The sequence below is a fragment of the Photobacterium sp. 270122K genome (assembly GCF_059941365.1).
The window spans coordinates 70,531-92,564 of the sequence record NZ_JBPOEN010000010.1 but is presented as its reverse complement, the minus strand read 5'-3'; the positions used below and the strand labels follow the sequence as shown (position 1 = coordinate 92,564).

16 protein-coding genes and 2 riboswitches are annotated in these 22,034 nt (G+C 47.4%); of the genes, 8 read left to right on the top strand and 8 right to left on the bottom strand.

All coding sequences use genetic code 11. The features are described from left to right. Nucleotides 1–31: 31 nt before the first annotated feature. Nucleotides 32–634 (bottom strand): TetR/AcrR family transcriptional regulator, encoded by a 603-nt coding sequence (locus tag ACSF8W_RS17760; protein ID WP_500848501.1) that lies wholly within the window; start codon nt 632–634, stop codon nt 32–34. Between the two features lie 133 nt (nt 635–767). Between ACSF8W_RS17760 and ACSF8W_RS17755 the strand changes: the two genes are divergently transcribed. Together ACSF8W_RS17755 and ACSF8W_RS17750 are read left to right on the top strand one after the other, a co-directional pair. Beyond that, a complete protein-coding gene (locus tag ACSF8W_RS17755; protein WP_500848500.1) occupies nt 768–1,964 on the top strand; it encodes an efflux RND transporter periplasmic adaptor subunit in 1,197 nt (398 codons plus the stop codon). Nucleotides 1,965–1,966: 2 nt separating this feature from the next. Further along, entirely contained in the window at nt 1,967–5,068 is a 3,102-nt protein-coding gene (locus tag ACSF8W_RS17750; RefSeq protein ID WP_500848612.1) for an efflux RND transporter permease subunit, read from the top strand. A 51-nt stretch (nt 5,069–5,119) separates the two neighbouring features. Here ACSF8W_RS17750 and ACSF8W_RS17745 read toward each other — a convergent pair whose 3' ends face one another. Together ACSF8W_RS17745 and ACSF8W_RS17740 are read right to left on the bottom strand one after the other, a co-directional pair. Further along, nucleotides 5,120–6,319: a J domain-containing protein gene (locus ACSF8W_RS17745; RefSeq protein WP_500848499.1), complete on the bottom strand. Its 1,200-nt coding sequence runs from the start codon at nt 6,317–6,319 to the stop codon at nt 5,120–5,122. A gap of 300 nt (nt 6,320–6,619) precedes the next feature. Then, nucleotides 6,620–7,327, bottom strand: coding sequence for a response regulator transcription factor (locus ACSF8W_RS17740; RefSeq protein ID WP_428478091.1), 708 nt, complete (start codon nt 7,325–7,327; stop codon nt 6,620–6,622). Between the two features lie 585 nt (nt 7,328–7,912). Here ACSF8W_RS17740 and ACSF8W_RS17735 point away from each other — a divergent pair. Both ACSF8W_RS17735 and ACSF8W_RS17730 read left to right on the top strand, forming a co-directional pair. Beyond that, complete coding sequence (locus tag ACSF8W_RS17735) at nt 7,913–9,295, top strand: glycoside hydrolase family 18 protein (protein ID WP_500848498.1); 1,383 nt, start codon at nt 7,913–7,915, stop codon at nt 9,293–9,295. A gap of 173 nt (nt 9,296–9,468) precedes the next feature. Next, a riboswitch (glycine riboswitch) is annotated at nt 9,469–9,599 on the top strand. 35 nt (nt 9,600–9,634) lie between these two features. Next, a riboswitch (glycine riboswitch) is annotated at nt 9,635–9,741 on the top strand. 104 nt (nt 9,742–9,845) lie between these two features. Then, nucleotides 9,846–11,225 (top strand): alanine/glycine:cation symporter family protein, encoded by a 1,380-nt coding sequence (locus ACSF8W_RS17730; RefSeq protein ID WP_500848497.1) that lies wholly within the window; start codon nt 9,846–9,848, stop codon nt 11,223–11,225. 176 nt (nt 11,226–11,401) lie between these two features. Here the strand turns inward: ACSF8W_RS17730 and ACSF8W_RS17725 are convergent, their stop codons facing one another. The 3 genes from ACSF8W_RS17725 to ACSF8W_RS17715 all read right to left on the bottom strand — a co-directional run bounded on the left by ACSF8W_RS17725 (nt 11,402) and on the right by ACSF8W_RS17715 (nt 13,644). Continuing rightward, complete coding sequence (locus ACSF8W_RS17725; RefSeq protein WP_500848496.1) at nt 11,402–11,815, bottom strand: ester cyclase; 414 nt, start codon at nt 11,813–11,815, stop codon at nt 11,402–11,404. Nucleotides 11,816–11,983: 168 nt separating this feature from the next. Further along, a complete protein-coding gene (locus tag ACSF8W_RS17720; RefSeq protein ID WP_500848495.1) occupies nt 11,984–13,240 on the bottom strand; it encodes a Y-family DNA polymerase in 1,257 nt (418 codons plus the stop codon). Further along, a complete protein-coding gene (locus ACSF8W_RS17715) occupies nt 13,240–13,644 on the bottom strand; it encodes a LexA family protein (protein ID WP_500848494.1) in 405 nt (134 codons plus the stop codon). The genes ACSF8W_RS17720 and ACSF8W_RS17715 overlap by 1 nt, the downstream gene beginning before the upstream one ends. Before the next feature lie 209 nt (nt 13,645–13,853). Here ACSF8W_RS17715 and ACSF8W_RS17710 point away from each other — a divergent pair, with 209 nt between their 5' ends. From ACSF8W_RS17710 to ACSF8W_RS17695, 4 genes are all read left to right on the top strand, one after another. Continuing rightward, a complete protein-coding gene (locus ACSF8W_RS17710; protein ID WP_500848611.1) occupies nt 13,854–15,257 on the top strand; it encodes an ATP-binding protein in 1,404 nt (467 codons plus the stop codon). Beyond that, nucleotides 15,235–15,885, top strand: coding sequence for a response regulator transcription factor (locus tag ACSF8W_RS17705; protein ID WP_500848493.1), 651 nt, complete (start codon nt 15,235–15,237; stop codon nt 15,883–15,885). Before ACSF8W_RS17710 ends, ACSF8W_RS17705 begins: the two co-directional genes overlap by 23 nt. Then, nucleotides 15,882–16,760 carry a DUF2861 family protein gene (locus ACSF8W_RS17700; protein WP_500848492.1) on the top strand — a complete coding sequence of 293 codons (879 nt, stop codon included), beginning with the start codon at nt 15,882–15,884 and terminating at the stop codon, nt 16,758–16,760. The genes ACSF8W_RS17705 and ACSF8W_RS17700 overlap by 4 nt, the downstream gene beginning before the upstream one ends. A gap of 111 nt (nt 16,761–16,871) precedes the next feature. After that, entirely contained in the window at nt 16,872–19,139 is a 2,268-nt protein-coding gene (locus ACSF8W_RS17695) for a glycoside hydrolase (protein ID WP_500848491.1), read from the top strand. Between the two features lie 100 nt (nt 19,140–19,239). Here the strand turns inward: ACSF8W_RS17695 and ACSF8W_RS17690 are convergent, their stop codons facing one another. Beyond that, complete coding sequence (locus ACSF8W_RS17690) at nt 19,240–19,896, bottom strand: hypothetical protein (RefSeq protein WP_500848490.1); 657 nt, start codon at nt 19,894–19,896, stop codon at nt 19,240–19,242. 193 nt (nt 19,897–20,089) lie between these two features. After that, nucleotides 20,090–21,748, bottom strand: a complete 1,659-nt coding sequence (locus ACSF8W_RS17685) for a hypothetical protein (RefSeq protein WP_500848489.1) — start codon at nt 21,746–21,748, stop codon at nt 20,090–20,092. Nucleotides 21,749–22,034 lie beyond the last annotated feature (286 nt).

The window sequence follows — 22,034 nt, the reverse complement described above, 5'->3', positions numbered from 1 at the left end:
AAAAGATAGCAGTAATTTATCTTTCTATTTTTTAACTTTTATAGCCTTGCAAAAACATCGTAATACAAGCCATCAAATACGCCTTGCGTTCGTCGTCGGATTCCTCTGCGTCTTGCCCGAGATTCGCCCAATACACCGACTTGCCATGAAACATCATCAGCAATTGCAGCGCTGCATGGTGGCAATTCAGGCCAGCCATTAGCTCGCCTTTCTCCACCAAATGTGCCAAATAGGCGGCCATGTTACGCGTGGTACTTTCCGGTCCGGCCTGAAGATACACAGAAGCTAATTCCGGATGGCTATCACTTTGACTCACCGCCGTCTTATAGGTATTTTTGACTTCATCTGACAACAACATGGTCTGAAAACGCCAAGCAAAATCAAACAACACCTCGCCCGATGGACGCGGATCGGTCGTTAAGCTGACATCTAACTGATTAGCAATACAACGCGCGCGAATGCAGGTATCAAACAACTCGTCTTTGGTTTTAAAGTGGGCATACACGGTTTGCTTAGAGACCTGCGCCTTAGCCGCAATGGCTTCCATGCTGATCCCATACCCCTGATCCACAAACAAGGCCGTTGCCGCTTGTAAAATTTGTTCTCGTTTTTGCGCACTTCTTGGACTTAACACCCGATCACCTTTCTTTCGGTACTCATACAATCCGATAACGATTTGACTACAACTGAACTAGACAGTCCAGTTCCATTGTATTATTTTTTAACAATGGACTAGACGGTCCAGTTTATCAAGAAGGCAGGATGTTATGCGAAGGATCTCTACCACCAGCGCGATTGTGCTATCCGTATTACTGGTGGGTTGTAACAGCTCAAGTTCAGAGCCCGATGAACGTGCGCAACAAAACGCAACGCCCATTTCTGGACAGGCAGCAGAACAGGCTGCAGGCCAACAGACACTCAAGGTTAATACATTCACGCTACAAGCCACCGATCACTATACCGTGGCACGCGAATACGTCGGCATGGTACAAGCCGGTCAACAAGCGAACCTTGGGGTGGAATTAGGCGGTAAAGTGGCCAAGCTCTGGGTCGATGTCGGTGACAAGGTCACTACGGGAGATCCCCTCATCACGCTCGATACGCAAATGTTACACACCCAAGCCGATGAACTGACCGCACGCCAAGCACAAGTCACCGCCCAGCTTGAACTCATCGAGGCCAACTTAACCCGTCAGCGCGCATTGAAAACCAAAGGGTTCAGTGCCGAATCTGAAATGGATGCGTTACGCAGCCAACGTAACGCTCTGAAAGCCAGCTTTCGCCAACTCACCGCGAACCTGAACGCCAACCAATTACAGCAGCAAAAATCCACGGTTTATGCCCCTTATGATGGCATCGTCAGTGATCGTTACGTCTCAACCGGAGATGTGATCAACACAGGATCCCCTACCCTGACATTGCTGGCGTCGTCACGTAAAGAAGCGCACATCGGCATCCCTGCCAAGCAATTGTCCAAGCTGGCAGCAATCACAGATTGGACACTCCGAATTGGTGCAACGACCTACCCCGTTACCCTGCTTAACCCTGGCGCGAATATTGAACGCGGCTCACGCACCGTGAAACTGCGTTTTGCGTTACCTGCCAATGCAGAGGTGATCAATGGGGAATTAGCCTACCTCCAATTTCAGGACCGTCATGACACAGCTGGCTATTGGATCCCCCTTTCCGCGATGACCGATGGACTGCGCGGGGTATGGAATGTGTTTGCGCTTCGCGAAAGCCAGTCCGACGTTAGCAACAGCAACAAGACATTTACGGTCGAACGTCGTTCAATCCAAGTGTTGCATGCCAACAATGACCATGCTTACGTCGAAGGCGCGATCAGCCCCAATGAAAAAATCATCGCCGATGGGCTTCACCGCTTGGTGCCCGGACAAACGGTATCTCCCGTAAAAAAGCTACCTCTGCCTCTCAATAACCCATTGGATGAGGCAACATTATGAGTATGCTCCCCATCATCAGTAACACACGGTTACTGATTTTAACGGTTGGCTTGCTGATCGTTGCGGGCCTGTCCGCCATCAGTACCCTGCCACGTGCCGAAGATCCGGTGATCCATAACCGTTTTGCCAGTGTCATCACCCATTTCCCAGGCGCAACCGCCGAACGTGTCGAAGCGCTGATAACGGACAAAATCGAAACCAGCCTGCGCGAACTGGATGAAGTGCACTTGCTCACCTCGGTCTCTCGTCCGGGGATTTCCGTGATCCAAATTGAGCTGAAAGATGCAATCACGGATGCCTCACCCGTGTGGTCGCAAGCCAGAGATAAGCTGACCGATGTGGAAGTGCTACTGCCACAAGGTGCTTCAACCCCCGAATTAGATGACGATCATGGTTATGCGTTTACCGTGATCACCGCTTTGTCATGGCAAGGCGAGACCGAACCCGATTTACTCACCTTACGGCGTTATGCTATCGAACTGGGTAATCGCCTGCGCAATTTGAGTGGCGTTGAATTTGTCGATACTTACGGTTTACCGGATGAAGAAATTCAAGTGTCGCTTGATCCGGCGGCCACCAGTGTTTTAGGCCGTTCTGCGATCTCCCTGTCGCAAGCAATCAACAATGCCGATGCGAAAAATGCGGCCGGTGAATTAGTTAACGGTGCTAACCGCTTTACCTTAGAAGTATCTGATGCTTTAGATTCACTCGATCGCGTACGCCGTGTACCGATCGCGATGGACAACAATGGCTATTTGGTTCGCTTGGAAGACATCGCGACCGTGAAACGTCAAGCGGCCTCGCCCCCGACTGAATTGGCCTTCATTAACGGGAAACCTACCGTGATCGTGGCGGCACGCATGCAGCCGTCATTGCGGGTCGACCAATGGACCGAGCGCGTCAATACCTTACTCGCCCACTACAATGCTCAATTGCCCAGCAACATCAACGCAGCGATCATTTTTGAGCAGCAAAGCTACACGGAGAACCGCCTTGCTGAGCTTAACAACAGTTTGCTTATCGGTTTTTCCATTATTTTAGTGGTGCTGTTACTGACCTTAGGCGGACGTTCAGCCTTGATTGTGGCACTGTCATTGCCTCTGACCGGTCTTGTCACCCTTACCATGATGAAGTTCTCCGGATTGCCGATTAATCAAATGTCCGTTACCGGATTGATCGTGGCATTGGGGATCATGGTAGATAATGCGATTGTGATGGTTGATACCATTGCGCATTACAAGCAACAAGGACAGGCTAAGTTGGATGCGGCCATGAAAGCCATTCAGCATTTATGGGTGCCGTTATTGGGCTCAACCCTGACCACTGTATTGGCGTTCGCCCCTATCTTCCTCATGCCGGGCCCTGCAGGGGAATTTGTCGGAGCCATTGCCATTACCGTGTGTTTCTCGCTGATTGGCTCATACCTGATTGCACACACGCTGGTGGCCGGTTTTGCGGCGCGCTGGCTGCCCAATGCGAAACAAAGTGGTCGCTGGTATCAGTCCGGCATTCGGATCCCAATGATCAGTCATCACTTTGAAAAATCCGTCCGTCTCGCCGTTAAGCACCCGTTGATCACGGCGTTACTGGTCAGCACCTTACCCATCACCGGTTTTTGGGGCGCAGGACAACTCACGGAGCAATTCTTCCCCCCGTCTGATCGTGACATGTTTGAGATCCAGCTCTTTCTTCCCCCGCAAGCCAGTGTGTTTGCCACCACAGCTGCCACCCAGCAAGTGGATGCCATCATGGCGGAGTTTGACGATGTAGAAAGCGTCAGTTGGGTCGTAGGTGGGAATTACCCGTCCTTCTATTACAACTTACTCAGTCGTCAGCAAGGTGTGCCTAACTTTGCCCAAGCCATGGTGAAAGTCGCTGACTTTGAGGCGGCTAACCGTCTGATTCCAATCATTCAGCAACACCTTGACCAACGCCTTCCCCATACGCAAATTCTGGTGCGAAAACTGGAACAAGGCCCACCGTTCAACGCGCCTTTAGAAGTCCGGGTTTACGGGCCTAACTTGGATCAGCTGAAAGTACTAGGAGAAGAGATCCGCCTGATCATGGCGCAAACACCCGATGTGACCCATACCCGCGAAACCTTGCAGCCGGGCACACCGAAAGTGCATGTGAACGTTAATGAAGAAGCCAGCCACTTAAACGGATTGTCATTGCGTGACGTGGCCAACGTGTTGCAAGCGTCGTTCTCGGGCCGCCTGAGTGGCAGCATCATTGAGGGCAGTGAGTCAATTCCCGTTCGAGTGCGCGTCAGTGATGCCGTGCGTGAAAACATGGGGCACCTCAGCAGCTTGCCTCTTCCCGTGACAACGTCACAAGAATTACTGACCATTCCTATGTTCGCGCTGGCTGACCTCAGCTTAACGCCAAGCCGAGGCGCCATTCCACGCCGTGATGGTCAACGGGTAAATACCATTGAAGGCTATATTCGCGCGGGCGTCTTACCGCAAACGGCCTTAGAGCATTTTCAAACGCGGCTAGACACCTATCGGCAAACCCTGCCCTATGGCTACACCTTGGAATTCGGGGGGGAGTCTGCAGAGCGAAACGAGTCGGTGGGGAACCTGCTGGCAAACTTGACCATGGTAATGACATTGCTGGTGATGGTGGTGGTGCTCTCGTTCAACTCTTTCCGCCTCAGTGCCATTATTTTCCAAGTCGGCTTTCTGGCATCGGGACTAGGATTGCTGTCGGTATGGCTGTTTAACTACCCGTTTGGCTTTACCGTGATCATCGGGATCCTCGGCTTAGTCGGGTTGGCCATCAATGCTGCCATTGTGATTTTGGCAGAGCTCAAAGCCAGCCCAGCGGCCAGACAAGGGGATATGGATGCCATTATTACCGCGGTCATGAATTGTACTCGCCATATTACGTCCACCACTATCACAACCGTGGGGGGCTTTATGCCGTTAATCTTGGCTGGCGGCGGGTTCTGGCCGCCGTTTGCGATCACCATTGCGGGCGGTACCGCGCTCACGACACTGATCTCTTTCTACTTTGTGCCTGCGGCGTTTCGTTTAGCGGTAAAATACAAGGATTTGGATAATGCAGTGCCCTCTGCCCAGCAAGCGGCCTCATCGTCATAATTCCCGACACCACACCATAAAAAATGGCGACCTGTGCGGTCGCCATTTCAATCACAAGCACTGCTGTTGTAAATCAGAATACGCCTGTTCAAATGCCAAATTAGGGAAGTATTCGTTATTAATCAGCAAACTCTTACTTTCCGTCCAGTTCATCACAAATGAACCGTTACCATAAGGAATGTTGTACACCTCAAAGTGGCGATCCATTCGATCAAACATCAAGTTCGCGGCCAAGCGGCCAGAACGCACACTCATATTCTTGTAATACTGGAAGTCACCGTCACAGGTTTTCACAATGTATGACCCTTTATCACTGCGTACACTGATATAGGCTTCTGATGTATTTTCAAACTGAGAGAGTGACCAGATCCCCGACTGCGCTTGCAAACGAATCATCGGATCCGCTTTCTCAACCGTGGGCGTGCTCACCTGTGCCGTCTGCGTCAAAGCCGCATTTTGCTGCACATGATCGTCTGGGTTCCGATGCAAAATCGTCACCACGTCTTGTTCCACAGCGGCTTCCTCTGCCATCACGTTTGCCCATAATGTGCCTAGCGGTGTTCGAGTGACACTGAACACCCCAACCACGACAAGCACCACCAGCAATGCCACAACGCCTCTCTTAAGTAAGCGGTTTTCTCCCAATTCACGGAGCTGTTTCAACACCGTGGGCGAAATTGTTCCCGCTGTTGGCTTTTCTCCGGCAGTATGGGGACGAGGCGATGATGACGGGTCACGGCGCATCATGTTATCGAGTTGCGTTTGTAACTGTCGATTTTCACGTCGCAGCGCAAGATTATCTCTTTCCAATGCCTGCTTATAACGGGCATCGTCACCGGTACTCATCGGTTCATTCAAACCCACATTAGCAGAGTGATTCGCCGCCGTTGCTTTTTGCAACTGCTTGAGTGCGTTATCCAACTGCTGCGTAAGCGTATCGTTATCTATTTTCAGCAACTTATATTGTGCGTCTAACTGACGGTACTTTTTCTTCAAAGCCTCGAGCTTCAAGGCCTCGTGTTTCAACGCCTCATCGGGTACCGCTTTTTTTACCACCACGGTGGTCATCACCGCTTCTTCAGCGCCTTTCCCATGCATGACTTTGTCATAAGACTGAGAAATTAATTGCATCAATGCCTTAGAGCCATCTTTATCAGGATGACAACGGCTAGACAGCAGCTTATAACGGCGCTTAACGTCCGCCGGTTGCGTGGTTATATCTGTACCAAGAATGTCGTGAAATGTGGTCATGCCAATTTAAACCATTAACAGCCAAAGCAAAAAGAGAGAAATAGTGACAGGTGCAGTACGGCATGGCCTATAACTTGCAGTCTTCACTGAATGCATCACACTGTAACCTTGCAGAATGCACATACATAGGGAAAAGGAATACAGCTCTAAAGTGTATCGGCAACTGTATGAATACTTGAGGGAAAAGAAAGGAATTTTTTGACTTATGCAGATGGATTTTCAACAAGAGAACAAAACACGAAAAACGCCGATTAATCATCTCTTGCTTTCGATTAACCAGCGCCTTGAAAACGGCCTATTTCATGCGTTTAAATTGTGTTTTCGCATTCTGAACTCCCCCGGCGAGCAGCCCATGTGCTTTTTAAACACCCGCGAAAAGTACGAGACATCTTTAAAGCCTGCAGAATGGGCTATTTGTGATATTTTTTCCCGATCTGAACTGAGTAGCCCGCACGCTAAATCCAACCTTTTTTTGATAATGTATTGCTTAAGCGTCACCCCCATCACACTGTGGAACAAGCGTGAAAAATAGGTCGGTGAATAATGGCAAGCATTAGCAAGATCTTCTTCTCGCAACGGGGCGCTGATATTTTCATCAATGATCTTCAACGCAGGACGGATAGACATTTCACGTTGCTCAAAGCCTTGCACCGGTTCCGTTTTTACACTGTGCGTATGCAAACGGCTAAAGCAAGCGTCAATATCCTGCTTCGTGGCGCTGGCGGCAATGACGTCTTCCCCTCCTGCGCGCAATACATTCAAGGCCAAATCGGCATCCAAACGGTGGTATACCACAACAACCTTGGTTTGGGGGAAACGACTTTTCACTGAGCGCAGTAACTCAAACCCGTTTGAGGTGGAATCGATCACTTCCAAAAAGATCAACTCTTGCCCTGTCATCGTCGACAGTAATTCAAAAGGAGATACATCAACCACATCATGTGACAGCTTCAGGTTTTCCTTTGCCTCAGCGACTTTATCGTAATGGCTACAACTCACCCAGATCACAAGCGTTCACCTTTTTCTTTGGCTACGTATGTATAGCGTTGTATGCGTGGAGTAACTCTCCTTGTCAGTCAATACTGAACGTTCTTTGTTCGCCCATTCTTGTCAAAAAAATGACGTCACATGGATAATTAACGTCTATAAACCTAAATAAATCCAGAATTTAGTTTTGTTTCAACAATGAGCAATAACATACAGTGCATTCTACTACTCCTGTAACTTCAACGGGTTAAACTAAGCGCATAATCATGAATAGCGGGATTATTAAAACCAAAAGCCATAATAATTATTTTTTAATTCTCTTTTCATCTATATAGTTCCCTAAACCAACCCCCTTACTGCCGCTATAAAAGTGGAATTCAGCACATGAAAACACCAACGCAACAGCATAACAACGATGCGGAATATCCCTTGTTGTTATGAGACTAATACGACTGATTCCCTGCTTAACGCCTTTATCCTAACGCAACCGTCATCACAAATTATTCACAACATGTATTCCTGGCATAAAAAACGCGCGGCATAGCAACGATACAACTTGCGAGTTATGTAACACTATTGATATTTCAATCTTTTGCAGGATATACAATGACAACACGTAATCGGCTTTGGTCATGCTTTGCTATCCTCATTGCAACCGCTTCTTTCTTCCCTCGTGCCGTGTTAAGTCATCCAACGGATGAGCCCGTTATTGCACTTTACTATCCTGATTGGAAAATCTATAACAAACAGTACATTACCCCTAGTCAATTACCTGCGGATAAAATTACCCACATCATCTATGCCTTTTTGGCCGTCTGCGGGCCCGTCACGGCCTCACCGGATAACGTGCAGCGTTTAATGGCGCAACAATGCCAAAATAAACCGACAGGCACCGCTATTTTGTTTGACGGGTTTGCGGCGACACAAAAACAGCTGCCGGGTCACACCTCTAAGCAGGTCAACTACCTTGGTAACTTTGGGCAACTCAAGTACTTAACCGAACAGCATCCATCACTCAATGTACTCGCCAGTTTTGGCGGATGGACATTGTCTGAGCCCTTTCATACCGTGATTCAAGAAGAAAAAACACAACAAATCTTTGCCCGCAGCGTACGTCAAATACTTGAAAAATATGATTTTTTCACCGGCATACAGATTGATTGGGAATACCCTGGTGGTCATGGCTTAGCGGGGATCGGCCTTGATCGACGAGAAGAAGAAAAGCACGGTTTTACCCAGTTGCTACAGGCCGTAAAGCGAGAACTCACGGGCCTGGAAAAACACACACAACGCCGCTACGAATTGTCAGCTGCGATCAATGCCAGCCCGAAATTTAGCGGCAGTATTGACTGGCCACAGGTGGCCCCCTTACTCGATCACGTTTTTCTGATGAGCTACGATTATTTAGGTAATTGGACCAATACCGTCGGGCATCATAGTAACCTTTTTGCCACGCCTACCACGCCAAGTGGGCTATCCGTTTCCGGGCAAGTGCAATCGCTACTCCAACAAGGCGTGAGCAATGATCAAATCATCGTCGGCGCGCCTTTTTACGGCCGAGGCTGGCAAGGCGTAGACGCCTTTTCGCCTGAACATTTAGAAGGCTTAGATTCAGCTGGCGGGATCAATAAAGGATCAAACCTCAATGAACCGGGTTATTTCACGTATCACGATATTGCCAAACATTTTCTGGCTAAAAAACAACTCGGTTTTGCTTATTATTACGACCAACAAGCCGAAGCCGCCGTACTCTACAACCCCAAATTAAAAGAATATATTTCTTTTGATGATGCCCGATCCATCAAAGCGAAAGCCGATTATGTGCGTAAAAAACAACTTGGCGGTGTCTTTGCTTGGGAGGCCACGGCTGATTATCAAGACCAACTGCTCAATGCCATCCGCGCAGGGCTCTATCCGCTCCCCGAAGCCCAAACACCCCCTTCTTCTGCACCTTTTTTGCACACCTCACGCATTCCAGCGTCAGGATAAGGACAACAGAACACACCAAGCAATGTGCCACAAGCGAATGAAAACTCAGTGAATTGATGATTAAAAAGGAATAAGTAGTTAATAATCACGTCAAAAAAAGTCTAAAACGTTGGTTTTTTTTGAAGACAATCTCATTTTTATTGATTAATATGTGCTGGAAAATTTGAGTTCCGATGAAGACAGCAGGAGAGTGGCACGACCTTTACCGGTCAACGCCCGCCGAAGAAGTAAGTTCACCATCCCGTTTGAAACCCTTTCAAACAATGGCGAGTAAATCTTTCAGGCACCTTACCGATTGCCCTGTTTGCAGGTGTAAGACGTAAAGTATGGACTGTTGTTGGAGGAGCCTCTGGAGAGATTCGTTAAATCGAACGCCGAAGGAGCAAACCTACATCACTACGCGTGATGCAGGTGAAACTCTCAGGCAAAAGGACAGAGGAGATAAGTTCAACAGCTCAGAAAGTTTCATACAACTTTTTCTGTAACACCATTACAACGGTATAACTGTTGTTCTTTATCTCTTCCTTTGATGTTTAAAGGTAAAGAGAAAATGAACCCACTATATAATTTTTTACAAACGATCGATAACCTCGTCTGGGGTCCCCCACTTCTACTTTTGCTTGTAGGTACGGGTCTATACCTGACAATTCGTCTAGGTTTTATCCAAATACGTTACCTGCCACTCGCTTTGGGGCACCTGTTCAAAGGCAACAAAGACAGCAACGCCGATGGTGATGTGTCTAGCTTTGCCGCCCTGTGTACTGCGCTTTCTGCCACTATTGGTACCGGTAACATCGTCGGTGTTGCAACTGCCATTAAATTAGGTGGACCGGGTGCGCTATTTTGGATGTGGCTTGCTGCTTTATTCGGCATGGCAACCAAATACGCAGAGTGCCTACTTGCCGTTAAATACCGTGAGACTGATGCAAACGGCCAAATGATTGGCGGCCCAATGTATTACCTTGAAAAAGGTGCAGGTCAGAAATGGCTGGCGAAACTGTTTGCCATCTTTGCACTGGGTGTCGCCTGTTTCGGTATCGGTACCTTCCCACAAGCAAATGCGATTGTGGATGCGGCTGCCCTATCGTTCTCTATTCCACGTGAAATCACGGTTGTTATTCTGACCATCTTGGTCGCGACAGTGACATTGGGTGGCGTAAAATCCATTTCAAGTGTTGCCAGTAAAGTCGTGCCGTTTATGGCGATCTTTTACGTCGTAGCGTGTTCATTGGTACTGATCGCACAGTACAGCGCTATTCCTGATGCCATTCAATTGGTGATCAGCTCTGCGTTTACCGGCCATGCAGCATCAGGCGGTTTCGTGGGTGCGGGTATCATGTTGGCGATTCAATCCGGTATTGCGCGCGGTGTGTTCTCGAACGAATCCGGCCTGGGTAGTGCCCCAATGGCCGCTGCTGCAGCGAAGACAGACTCTTGTGTTGAGCAGGGTTTGGTTTCAATGACAGGTACGTTCTTCGACACCATCATCATCTGTACCATGACAGGTCTAACACTGGTTGTGACCGGTGCTTGGCAGAGTGATTTTGCGGGTGCGGCAATGACTAGCCACGCTTTTGCTACCGGTCTGGATTCGACCCACTTCGGCCCAATGCTGGTGACAATTGGCTTAATGTTCTTTGCCTTTACCACCATTCTAGGCTGGAACTACTATGGCGAACGCTGCATCACGTACCTTTTTGGCGTGAAAGCGATTCTGCCGTACAAGATCTTCTTCTTGATGTTGATCGCGATGGGTGCCTTCATGAAGCTGGATATGATTTGGCTGATTGCCGATATCGTAAATGGTTTGATGGCCGTGCCGAACTTGATTGGTTTGATTTTGTTACGTGAAGTCATCATCACCGAAACGCGTCAGTATTTTGAGCAGTTGACCTCACCGTCAATCTCACTAAAAGAAAGCGCCATTTAAATCGTACTGGGCAATGTATAAATACCTGTGCATAAATAATTGTGCACAGGTAAGAAACCGTAACAACGTGTAGAGCGCACTGTCCCCCCCTCGCCATAAAAAATACAATGAGGGGTAAACAGGCAGAGCAACCCAACGGCATTCCTTCACGGGGATGCCGTTTTTTATTACTCGATTCAATCCAAATATTGTGTCAGCTGCTGGTACACATCAAAGCTACTGTCTTCTAGCCAGCACTCCGTAATGAGCCCCGCCTCCTGTTTCAAAAACAGCATACCCGTCATACTAACGCGCTGCGTTTTCTTCGGGATCCGTGCCCACCCGCCGGTATAAAACGCATTGCACTGGTATAGCACAACGGTTTTGTCATCTTGCTGGATAATGTCGTTAAATTGGAATTCTACGTCACGAAAACGCTGATTCCATACGGATAACATCGACAGATAATCATCGTGACTTAACGTGTAAGATTTTCCTCCGGGTAAATGGAACTGCAACGGTTCCGCCGCCAATGACCGCAATTGTGACTCGTTGCTCTTTGCCCATACTGCATTGAACCAGCGCTTCACCCACTCATGGTCTGAATCCATGTGACATACCTCAACAATCGTGCCCACCCTTATAATGAATTAGCACAATAACGGTAAAACCCACCACTTATACGGACAAAAAAAGCAAATTTTTACATCAAGAATGTGATATCTGCATATGTCCATTTTGTGGCTGGCTATCACTCCTTTCTGATAACCCCATCATTTTCAGCACCGAATAACCGGAATATCACACCACCGAGTCGTATATTGCGGCGTCAGCCGATCCCGTCGCATCGTCCATTTCGGCGTGGTACCTTGCGCCGCCACAAACACGGTGCCGCTGCCATATTTAGCATTCAATCCATCAAAGGTTTGCATCAACGCAGGGTCACTGGCATACGGATCAAACAAGTCAAATTGCGCGTGCGCACCGTCTATCAAATCGATCAATCCGACCCCAAACTTATAGAACTTAACCCCAGGAACAAACACCTCAGCCACGGCATGGCCAATTACCTGCATAATGGTGCAGGTATCATCGGTCGGATACGCAAACCGATGTTGAAAACGCCGCGTCACCGGCTTTTCATCAAACGGGGAGTTACTGGCAAACACCATCATGTGTTGGCAGAGCGATCCTTGCTGGCGTAACTTTTCCGCCGCAATATGTCCCTGCCGACACAGAGCTTGCGTGAGTGTTTCAGCGCACACAATACGGTCACCCACACTGCGGGTAGAGAAGATTTGCTGCTTATCCGCACGGGCCTCATCCCACCCTTTGCAGACTTCACCGTTTAATTCCCGCACGGTGCGCTCAACGTCCACATTGAAATTTTTTCGGGCTAACGCAGGCGGTATCTCGGCCAGTTGTAACGCTGAACGCACGCCCATGATCCGTAATCGCTTGGCTGTACGCGGCCCGATCCCCCAAATATCTTGCACATCCATGGCTGCCAATACGGTACGCCGCGCGGTGTCCGTTTTGAGTACACACACGCCTTGGTAGGCCTCCATTTTCTTCGCGGCATGATTAGCCACTTTTGCCAACGTCAGCGTGGTTCCCATGCCAACACAAACGGGCAAACGGCACTCTTTCCAGACGGCTTTACGTAATGCCTGTGCATGCATGATTAAGTCTGGGATCGCCTGTTGGCAACGCTGAAAAGAAAGGAAAGACTCGTCTATGCTATAGATATATTGATCAGGGGCAAACCGGCCGATCACTTCCATCATTTTGGCCGACAGATCGCCGTACAATTCATAGTTTGATGAACACGCAATCACCCCTTTTTGCTCACACAAATCTCGCATAGCAAAATAAGGTTTACATTTTTCGATCCCCGCCGCTTTGGCTTGACGGTTAGCGGCGACCACCATGCCGTCATTGTTCGACAACACGATAACCGGCTTACCGCGCCAATCTGGCCGGAACACTTGCTCTGCCGAACAATAAAATGCGTTCGCATCCACCAGCGCAAACATTACGCCTCCAACAAACGGCTAGGACGATGACAGCGAATGGATCGCACCACCACCCCTTCAATCGTGAAAGGCACGTCTGCCGCAATCCAAATAGGCGCATAACCCGCCTGTGCGGATACCAAGCGACGCTGGCGTAAATCAATGATCTTACACACAAACTCGCCGTTATAATTCGCCACAATAATGTCGTGATCACGCACTTGCACATAACGATCAATGATCAGAATATCCCCATCAAAAATGCCTACGCCTTCCATCGAGCAACCTTGAGCGCGACCGATATACGTGGCGCTGGGGTGTTCAACCAACAATTCATCGAGCGATAAAGGGAGTTGATGGTAATCAGCGGCAGGGCTAGCAAACCCGGTAATGCCAGCACTAGCAGGAAGAAGAATCACATTCATAGGTTGAATCAACACTGTTTATTTATACAGTGTAATTTTGAGGGATATTGTGTTGAAAAGCAATGTATCAAACCATGCAAAGCACACCTTACTCACGGCCTATCACATTCAATACAAGCAGTATTTACCAATTTGTTGACAGTGAGGTTACACAGCAGGGAAGAAAACCATTAGAATCTGCGCACCTTTCTTTGCGATACTTTGTGCTTATGCTTCGTTATCTGCTTGTTACTTATCTGGCTTTCTTTTCTGCAACGTCAGCATACGCTCAATCACTACAAGATAAATGGCAGACCTTTTATCAGCAGAGCTGGCAAATCGGTACGCTGGCCGTATCGCAACAGCAGCTCAGTCAGTACCCTATCGCATTGCTTCAAGATGCGGCACGCTATCCCCAGTTCTCAATGTTTGATTGGCAAGATATTATGGATCTGGCTGCCATTAAAACCGCTTGTGTCGACAGCGCACAAAGAAATCCCCTATTAGACGATGCGGTCACGTTTGAGTTAACCCTTTGCCAACACCAGTCACTCAATGCAGATTGGTTTTTGACGCACTCAACCGTCCACCCCGCTGGCGGCAGCTTTGCTGATCGGTATCTCGACCGTTTTCCTGATAGTCCTCTTCCTATTACGCACTTACTGACAGTCACACACCCTCGCCATCCCCTTTATCACCCCCTTGCGGCATTATCCCCACAAGGCCGTGACGCATTACTGGATGGCTATCGAGCATGGAAAGAAAATGACACCTTGTGGCTCAGTGGTGAAACCGGCTGGAAACGCCTATCGCGCGCACAATGGCAACCACTGACACAGACACTGGATATCACTCTGTATGGTGAGCCGTGTACCTTCCGTTACAGTAATTTATGCATCAATGAGCAACCTCAACATCTGATCGCACAACGCATTATTCTGGCTTCACTGTGCTTGATTTTAGCCACTGCGTTATGCCGCTTGTGGTATTTAAAACGCAGACAAGGAAAGGAAAGACAGTTCATTTTACAATTATTGACCCATGAACTAAGAACGCCTATCACCAGTTTGGGACTAACTGTCGAGATGTTCCGGCACCATTACGCGTCACTGCCAGACGCGACACAAGATGCCGTATGGCGGCTCGTTGCTGACTATCAAAGGCTCTCGCAATTAACGGAAAACAGTAAGATCTTTTTAAGCGCAGAGACATCGACCCCCTTACTGAATCAATCTGCCTATTTAGACGATTGGTTACAGTTTCTCGGCGAGAAACACAATGTCAGCTATACACTCAACCACGATGAAATGCTATCGCTGCCCTTTTATTGGCTCTCGATTTGCTTGGATAATTTAATCAAGAATGCGAAGCAACATGGACAAGGTCACATCTCGGTCACCGTGATTGTAGGCTCCAGATTAACCATTCACGTCGACGATGAAGGTCAATTTCCATCGCGCTTCACGCGCTTATTTAACCGAATAAAACGACCACGAAACAAGGCCGATAATATGGGGATTGGCCTTGGTATTGTGCACCATCTTATGGAACAAATGGGCGGTACGTTATCCATTCAACGTCACCCCACTCGCTGTACTTTGGAACTGCCTTATGAACACACTATTACTGATTGAAGACGACGCTCTGCTTGGACAAGGACTGGTGACTTTTTTCGAAACACAGGGATATCAGTGCTTATGGGTTCGCCAAGCCGATGCCGTTGAAGCGCTTTGGTTTAAAGCCGATCTCGTCATTCTCGATCGACAGCTCGACGATGGTGACAGCATGCAGCATTTACCACAGTGGTTACTGCTCAAAGCGGTACCCGTGATTGTGTTGACGGCCAAAGTCGCCATTAATGAGCGCATCGAAGGGCTAATGGCCGGAGCCAAAGATTATATGACGAAGCCTTTCTCGCACGACGAATTACTTGCGAGAGTGATCGCGCAGTTACGCCCACTGGGTAGTAGCCAACTGCACTATGGTACAATCACCCTTTCACTGGCTGAACGCCAAGCTTACTGTGCAGACGTGCCTGTTGCACTCAAACCCAAAGAGTTTCAGCTGTTGGTATTGTTTATTCAGTATCAAAGCCGGGTTTTCCATCGTGATGAATTATTGAATAAAATCTGGGGCTATCAGGCTTTTCCAAGCACGCGTACGGTGGATAACCATGTGTTACGGTTACGGCAAAAATTTCCCGAATTGGCCATTGAAACACACCGCGGCGTAGGATATCGCCTGTTGGAGATCACAGCATGAAACCGATGATCTTCCCCCTGTTGCTGGCACTCAGCCTATCGGTCATCAGTCTACCAACGAGAGGACAAACGGATTGGTTTGCGCCAACGCCATTACAATCCACTTACCAAGCGTTGCTGGCTAACCGACCCGTGCAAGCCTGGCAGGAGCTGCATCTTGCACTCAGCCAACACGCCATCAACAGCGATCACTGGATCCCCGTGAAAAATGCCATTCTTACGCAAACGGAATGCGGGCAAAATCTTACCGATCAACACGTGTCTTCTTCTCTCGCCCAGTCCAATATCACGCTGCATTTTATTCGGCGCTTTGGCATCGCCTCACAAGGCTACCAAATTAAAATCTCGGCAGAGCAATCACCACAAACAAATGGGGTTCCCCAAACACAGCCAGTGACATTAATGTCACCAACACAGAAAACCTTGTTACAAGGTCAGTTTTCTAACTCTCTTCCTTATCAAGAAATAGAAACAACCGATCTGCTGATAAAACCGCTTTCTGGACGCTATCTGTTAACAATAGGAAGCCACACATATCCGCTATTAATTGCCATGGATTTCCCAATAGATGCCCAAATGGAGAACCCATCACGATGGTTAACCCTTGACCACACCTCACCGCGTTCACGACTCGTTCTCTCTCCTCCCCAAGCCATTGAGGGATGTCCCGCGGTGAACGCAAAATGGCAATGGTTTGATGATGCATACAATACGATCGGAAAACCCCAAATGATTTTTCGTCACACAGAAGCTATCCCGAACACGCCCCCTTCTACGGCGAAATATTTAGCTGCCAGCGTTGAACGCGTTGAATTTCAACAAGGGTTGAGCGTTCATTATATCCAACGTATCAACGTTCCCTTTAGTTCGCTTTAACGCACCTTAAACCCACTTCATTACACAATCTCTGAAAATAGAGACAATCCGGTGACATTCATGGGACGCCATTTCGATGTAATAACACCATCATCATTATTGGAGTCCCTTATGCTATTTCGTCCACACCTTCGTTCTGCCGTCTTTTTCGCGCTATCCGTTACGTGCCATTATGCTCACGCACAAGTGCCTGTCACACTGAACACCCCTGATCACCGCATTCAGATATCACCGGATGATCTGGCGATTTCATGGAACTCACTGGCAATCAATACTTCCGCGTTGACCGTCAATAAGCAAGCACAGCACGTCACTACGCTGACTCAGCACTCATCAACGCATACACGTTGGCAGTTACAACCCAGCGGCTTAACGGTCGATGCTCGCCTTGACCATGAAGCATTGGTCTTGCATTTTTCCGCCGCCGATACCCAACCTATCGTTCGTGACCAACCACTGGCCTTATCATGGTTCAATTTAGCGGAAACCAACACCCGGAGCTTACTCTTACCGTTGAGCGAAGGCATGCGTATACCGGTTGAAAATCGCGAATGGGCGACCTACCTGACGCACTCACACTCCGGCGCGAACACCACAAATGATCTCAAAATGCCCTTTTGGACAACGGAACAAAACGGCGCTTACATTACGTACCACTTGGTAACGGCAACCAATAACGCGTTACACTTTTCTGACGACACCCAACGTGTCGATATGCGTGCGTCACACCAATTTACTACGCTGACTCAACACGATCCCTTCACTGTACGCATCACATTAGGTGACGACTGGCTCGACGGCGCAAAAACATATCGCCAATGGCGAAAAGCACACACTAAAGCCCAAACATTGGCGCAACAAGCACACCAAAATCCGGCCGTAAAACGACTCATCGGTGCTAGTCACGTGTATTTGTTTGGTAAAGATCTGCTCAGTATGGAAGATGTGCATGACTGGTGGGGATTGATAGCATGGTATCTGGCACAAACCGAATTGCCCGTTACCACACCGGTGCGTGATACATTAACGCCTTTATTTCAACAGCAGACTTGGCTGAGTGCATACCATAAGCAACTCGTCCTTGATGCGATTCAGCAATCATTGGCCAAACGCTTTGCCGTCCCGACACCTTCGCTGCAAAACAATACCATTCACATGCAGTACCTCAGTGCACAACAGCAAAAGCAATGGCTGACCGAGCAGGCCGCCATATTCCTCAATGCCCCATACACGTGGGGGCAAGCGCTGTCTTCCGACATGCTGACCACATTCACACAAGCAAAATTACAAAAGCTGTGGCTCGGTTTCGATAACTGGATGCCTGCTTTCTTTCAGCCGAATGTCGTTCACCAAGCGAAACAAGCTGGCTATTTAGTCGCGACGTACGATTCCTACAATACAGCAATTACTCCCGGTACGAATGACAGCTGGCTGACTGCAAACTTACCTGCGGAGATGCACTCTGAATGCACGATTGAGTTAGCCGATGGCCGAAAACAAAAAGGCTTTCGTGGCAATGGGAATTACCTGAACCCCAATTGTCATCTTGACTATGTCCTTCAACGAGTACGTGACATTATTCAGTATGGACAATTTAACAGCCTATTTTTAGATGTTGATGCCACCGCAATGGCGCGAGAGGATTACCATGCAGGCACACGTGAAGTGGACATGTTAGCGGGGTTCGATACACGCATGGCGAAAATCATTGAACAAAATCCTATTGTATTAGGTTCAGAAGATGGTAACAGTTTGACGACTCAAGGCATTGCTTTTGCACATGGATTAGAGTCTGTTGGGTTCGGCTGGACTGACAAGGATATGTATAAAAACAAACAGTCCCCTTATTTTCTTGGTCGATGGTATCCCGAGTATAAACCCGAGTTCTTCTTTCAGTCAGCACAGGTGAAAGCCCCCTACAAGACATTATTGTTTTCACCACAATATCGCATCCCGCTATATCAGGCTGTTTTTCATGATGAAATCATTAATAGCCATCATTGGCACAGTGACAGCCTGAAGTTCACGAACGTGCAAATGGAAAGGGATTTAACCGCAATGCTCTACAACACGCCCCCGATGGTACACCTAACACGAGACGAAGCCAGATCCGTCAATAGTCCCAGAATTAAAGCGTTGCAGCATTATCAGGCGGGATTCATGCCTATGCATTCGCATTTGTGGAATAAAGCATTAACGGGATTTACATGGCTAAATAGCGATGGCAGCGTGCAACAAACTCAGTTCAGTGACGGCAGCACGATTACCGCAAACTTTTCAGACAAACCGTTTGTGGAACAAGGCACCCACATAACACCACACAGCATTCTTGCCATACTGAGTAATGGTGAGCGCATCACTTGGCAGTCCGCCCCCTGATCTTATCAATAATATGCCCCCACAAACACAAAGCGCAGCCAATGCTGCGCTTTGTGTCGGATGACCATGACAGTAATGACCGTTTAAATCACACCACCACCTACCGAAACCGTGCTGCATGCTGCAACACCCACAGCTGGGCGCGCTGATCTTGCGTATTCTCAGCTAACCGATTTGCCAGCAAATACCACTCTCGCTGTTCGGTTTCCTGTAAACGAGTGAGCGTGTCATCCCCCAAATCGAGCGCGGTTTCAATCATCAATTGGGCATACTGTTCTTGCTTAGCTAATTGCCATGCGGCCTGCATCCACTCGGTAGCTTGGGCATAATCGCCTTGTGTCGCGTGCAAGCGTGCGGTTTCACGCTGGTAATAGACCGTCGCTCTGGGTTCTGACTGCGCCAAGAATAACTGGGCTTGTTCAAGGTAATAACGGGCATTATCCATGTCGCCCCGCATCACGAACGTGCGGGCAATTTGGCTCAGCAGTTCACTCATGAAGGTTTTGTCCATGCTGGAAGCAGCCATATTCAACATGGCAAAAAACGTGGTTGCGGTCAGCGCTGGATCGTCATAGTTCCACATCGCCATGTAGTCAGGAAAGTTAAAATCGGCATAACGGTGGCAATACGGCACGTCTTCTTGTGCAGCCTGCGCCGTGAGTACACTCTGCCCACCCAGTACAACAGCCAACACACCCAGTGCTGCTACTCTCGCTGTTCGTATAGACGATGACTTCGCTGCCTTTCCTGCTCTCATACCAATCACATCATTCCATTGTTTTCGATTTCACTGACTGTCTCACCACTATATCTGTCACTCTCCCATCGCGGTATGCGCCCGCTAAGGTGAGAAAGCTATTTGGGAAACCATTCACAGCTTTAATCTGACACGCCTTTGCAATGGCCATCATTAGCTGATCTGATACGCACTCATTCCACTCTTCTACCTTCTATTTCACCCATAGGATGTCAGGGGAGCCATTGATTTTTCGGATCCGGCGCTTCATCCATACAAACATGACGCCAATGAGTAAATAAATAATAGTGACGAACATGTTTACGATCGCGATGAGATAGTGGTCTGCATCTATAGCATAATAAAACACATCAAATTTATCGGTGACATGAATGATACCTTTCTGCTTATCAATATCGGTGACAATAAGCTGTCTATTTTCCATTTTTACAGATTGACAATCAGGACACGCAATATAACGCATCAAATTATCTTCACTCTCACAAATACTGCTTGTCGGTGCCGGCCTCGTTGACGCTCCATACGCATAATCGTCACGCCCTACCCCATTAAGCATAAACACCGTTCGCCGTATTTTAGCTTTTTTATCGATGGCATCAATCGCTCTACTTACATTGCCTGATGGACAGTAAAGTCTAAAAGCCGCATAGACTTCACTATAGTTATACTTATTATGGCGAGTGTCTTCCTCGAAAAGAACAAAATGTTGGTTAACGTGACTGTAATATAAATATTCAATTTGCAGCAAATCACCGACTTCTGTATTTTTTAAATCCTCTATCTTCCTCACATACTGACTAATTTTTGAATCACCAAATTTTTCCACATTATGTTCATAATAAGGCTTAGCTTCTGCTTGATGGTGACTTTTAGCATGAAAAAGAAACATTGATGAAAGAATAAAACCTACGACCATTACCACCAAAATCAATTCAGGCCAACAATCTTCATCTCGCGTGTATTTTACACCATTCACCTTTTCCACACTCGAAAAGTGGGTTTGCATCATGGGGTCTAACGATAACAACATTTTATAATGCTGACCGACTTCCAGCGGTATTTGAGTTTCAATAAATACACCATCAATTATCCCAACCGTTCCCTTTCTGTAACTATCCAATGGCTTGTTATACCCATCAGGTAAGGCGTGGAATACCCCTTCCACAGAAAAATTGTGTGTTCCCGTATAAACAAAAAAAAGTATCAATATTAGAAAAACAACGATGAGTGGTATGGCAAACACTGAAGCCGATGTGGCATTGAGCACAACGAAAAAACCGGTGAAAAACCATGACATTCCTGGAAGAAGAGCAAATTCAGCCCCCATATATATGGCACCAATATACGTTTTTTTAGAAAAGGTTTCCGCCAACTCTTCGAGGATATAAAAATCATTCATTTTCGTGACATAAAGGCAATCTTTATACACGACACCTTCCGCTTCTACTTCATTTTCACCTTCTGCTTTCAATAAAATCTCAGAGTAGTTCACATGGTCTTCGTTAAATTCATTCCATTGAGCAAGAATAATAGGTTGATAGGGCCTATACCCTGTTTTAACTTTTATACCATTAATAGTTAATGGATCACCACTAAAAAACTCGGATTTCTGCCCCTGACAAAAATGCCCTTTTATTTTATACACATTTCCATCTTTAAACTTTTTACCGTATATTTTCCTCAACATAGTCAACTGTTGATGAGATAAATGTTTAGATGATAAATTTTCAGGCGCAATAAAATGAGAAATCAATTTATGACGCATCTCTTTTGCATTTTTAATTGATAGTAATGGAAGGATAGTAATCAGTAAAGTAACAACAGAAAGAATTAAAATAATTAGAATAATCACAAAAACTCCATTGCATGTGATATCAAGAACTATTCAAACAAACATATACAGAATGAAAAAGCAGACAGAGTCAAATGCCTGCATCCAGATATTTCCCTATTATATAGACATGCACTATATAGACAGATACGCAGCGGAAAAACGGAAATATCTCACACAACGATACGGTATAATGACTTTGCGAGATATTTCACAGATAGAAAGTAACCTTATGAATTGGTTACAAAAAATAAGAATACGCTTGTAAGTATAAAACAGAGGTCGCACAGGCACAGTCGCTGCTGTG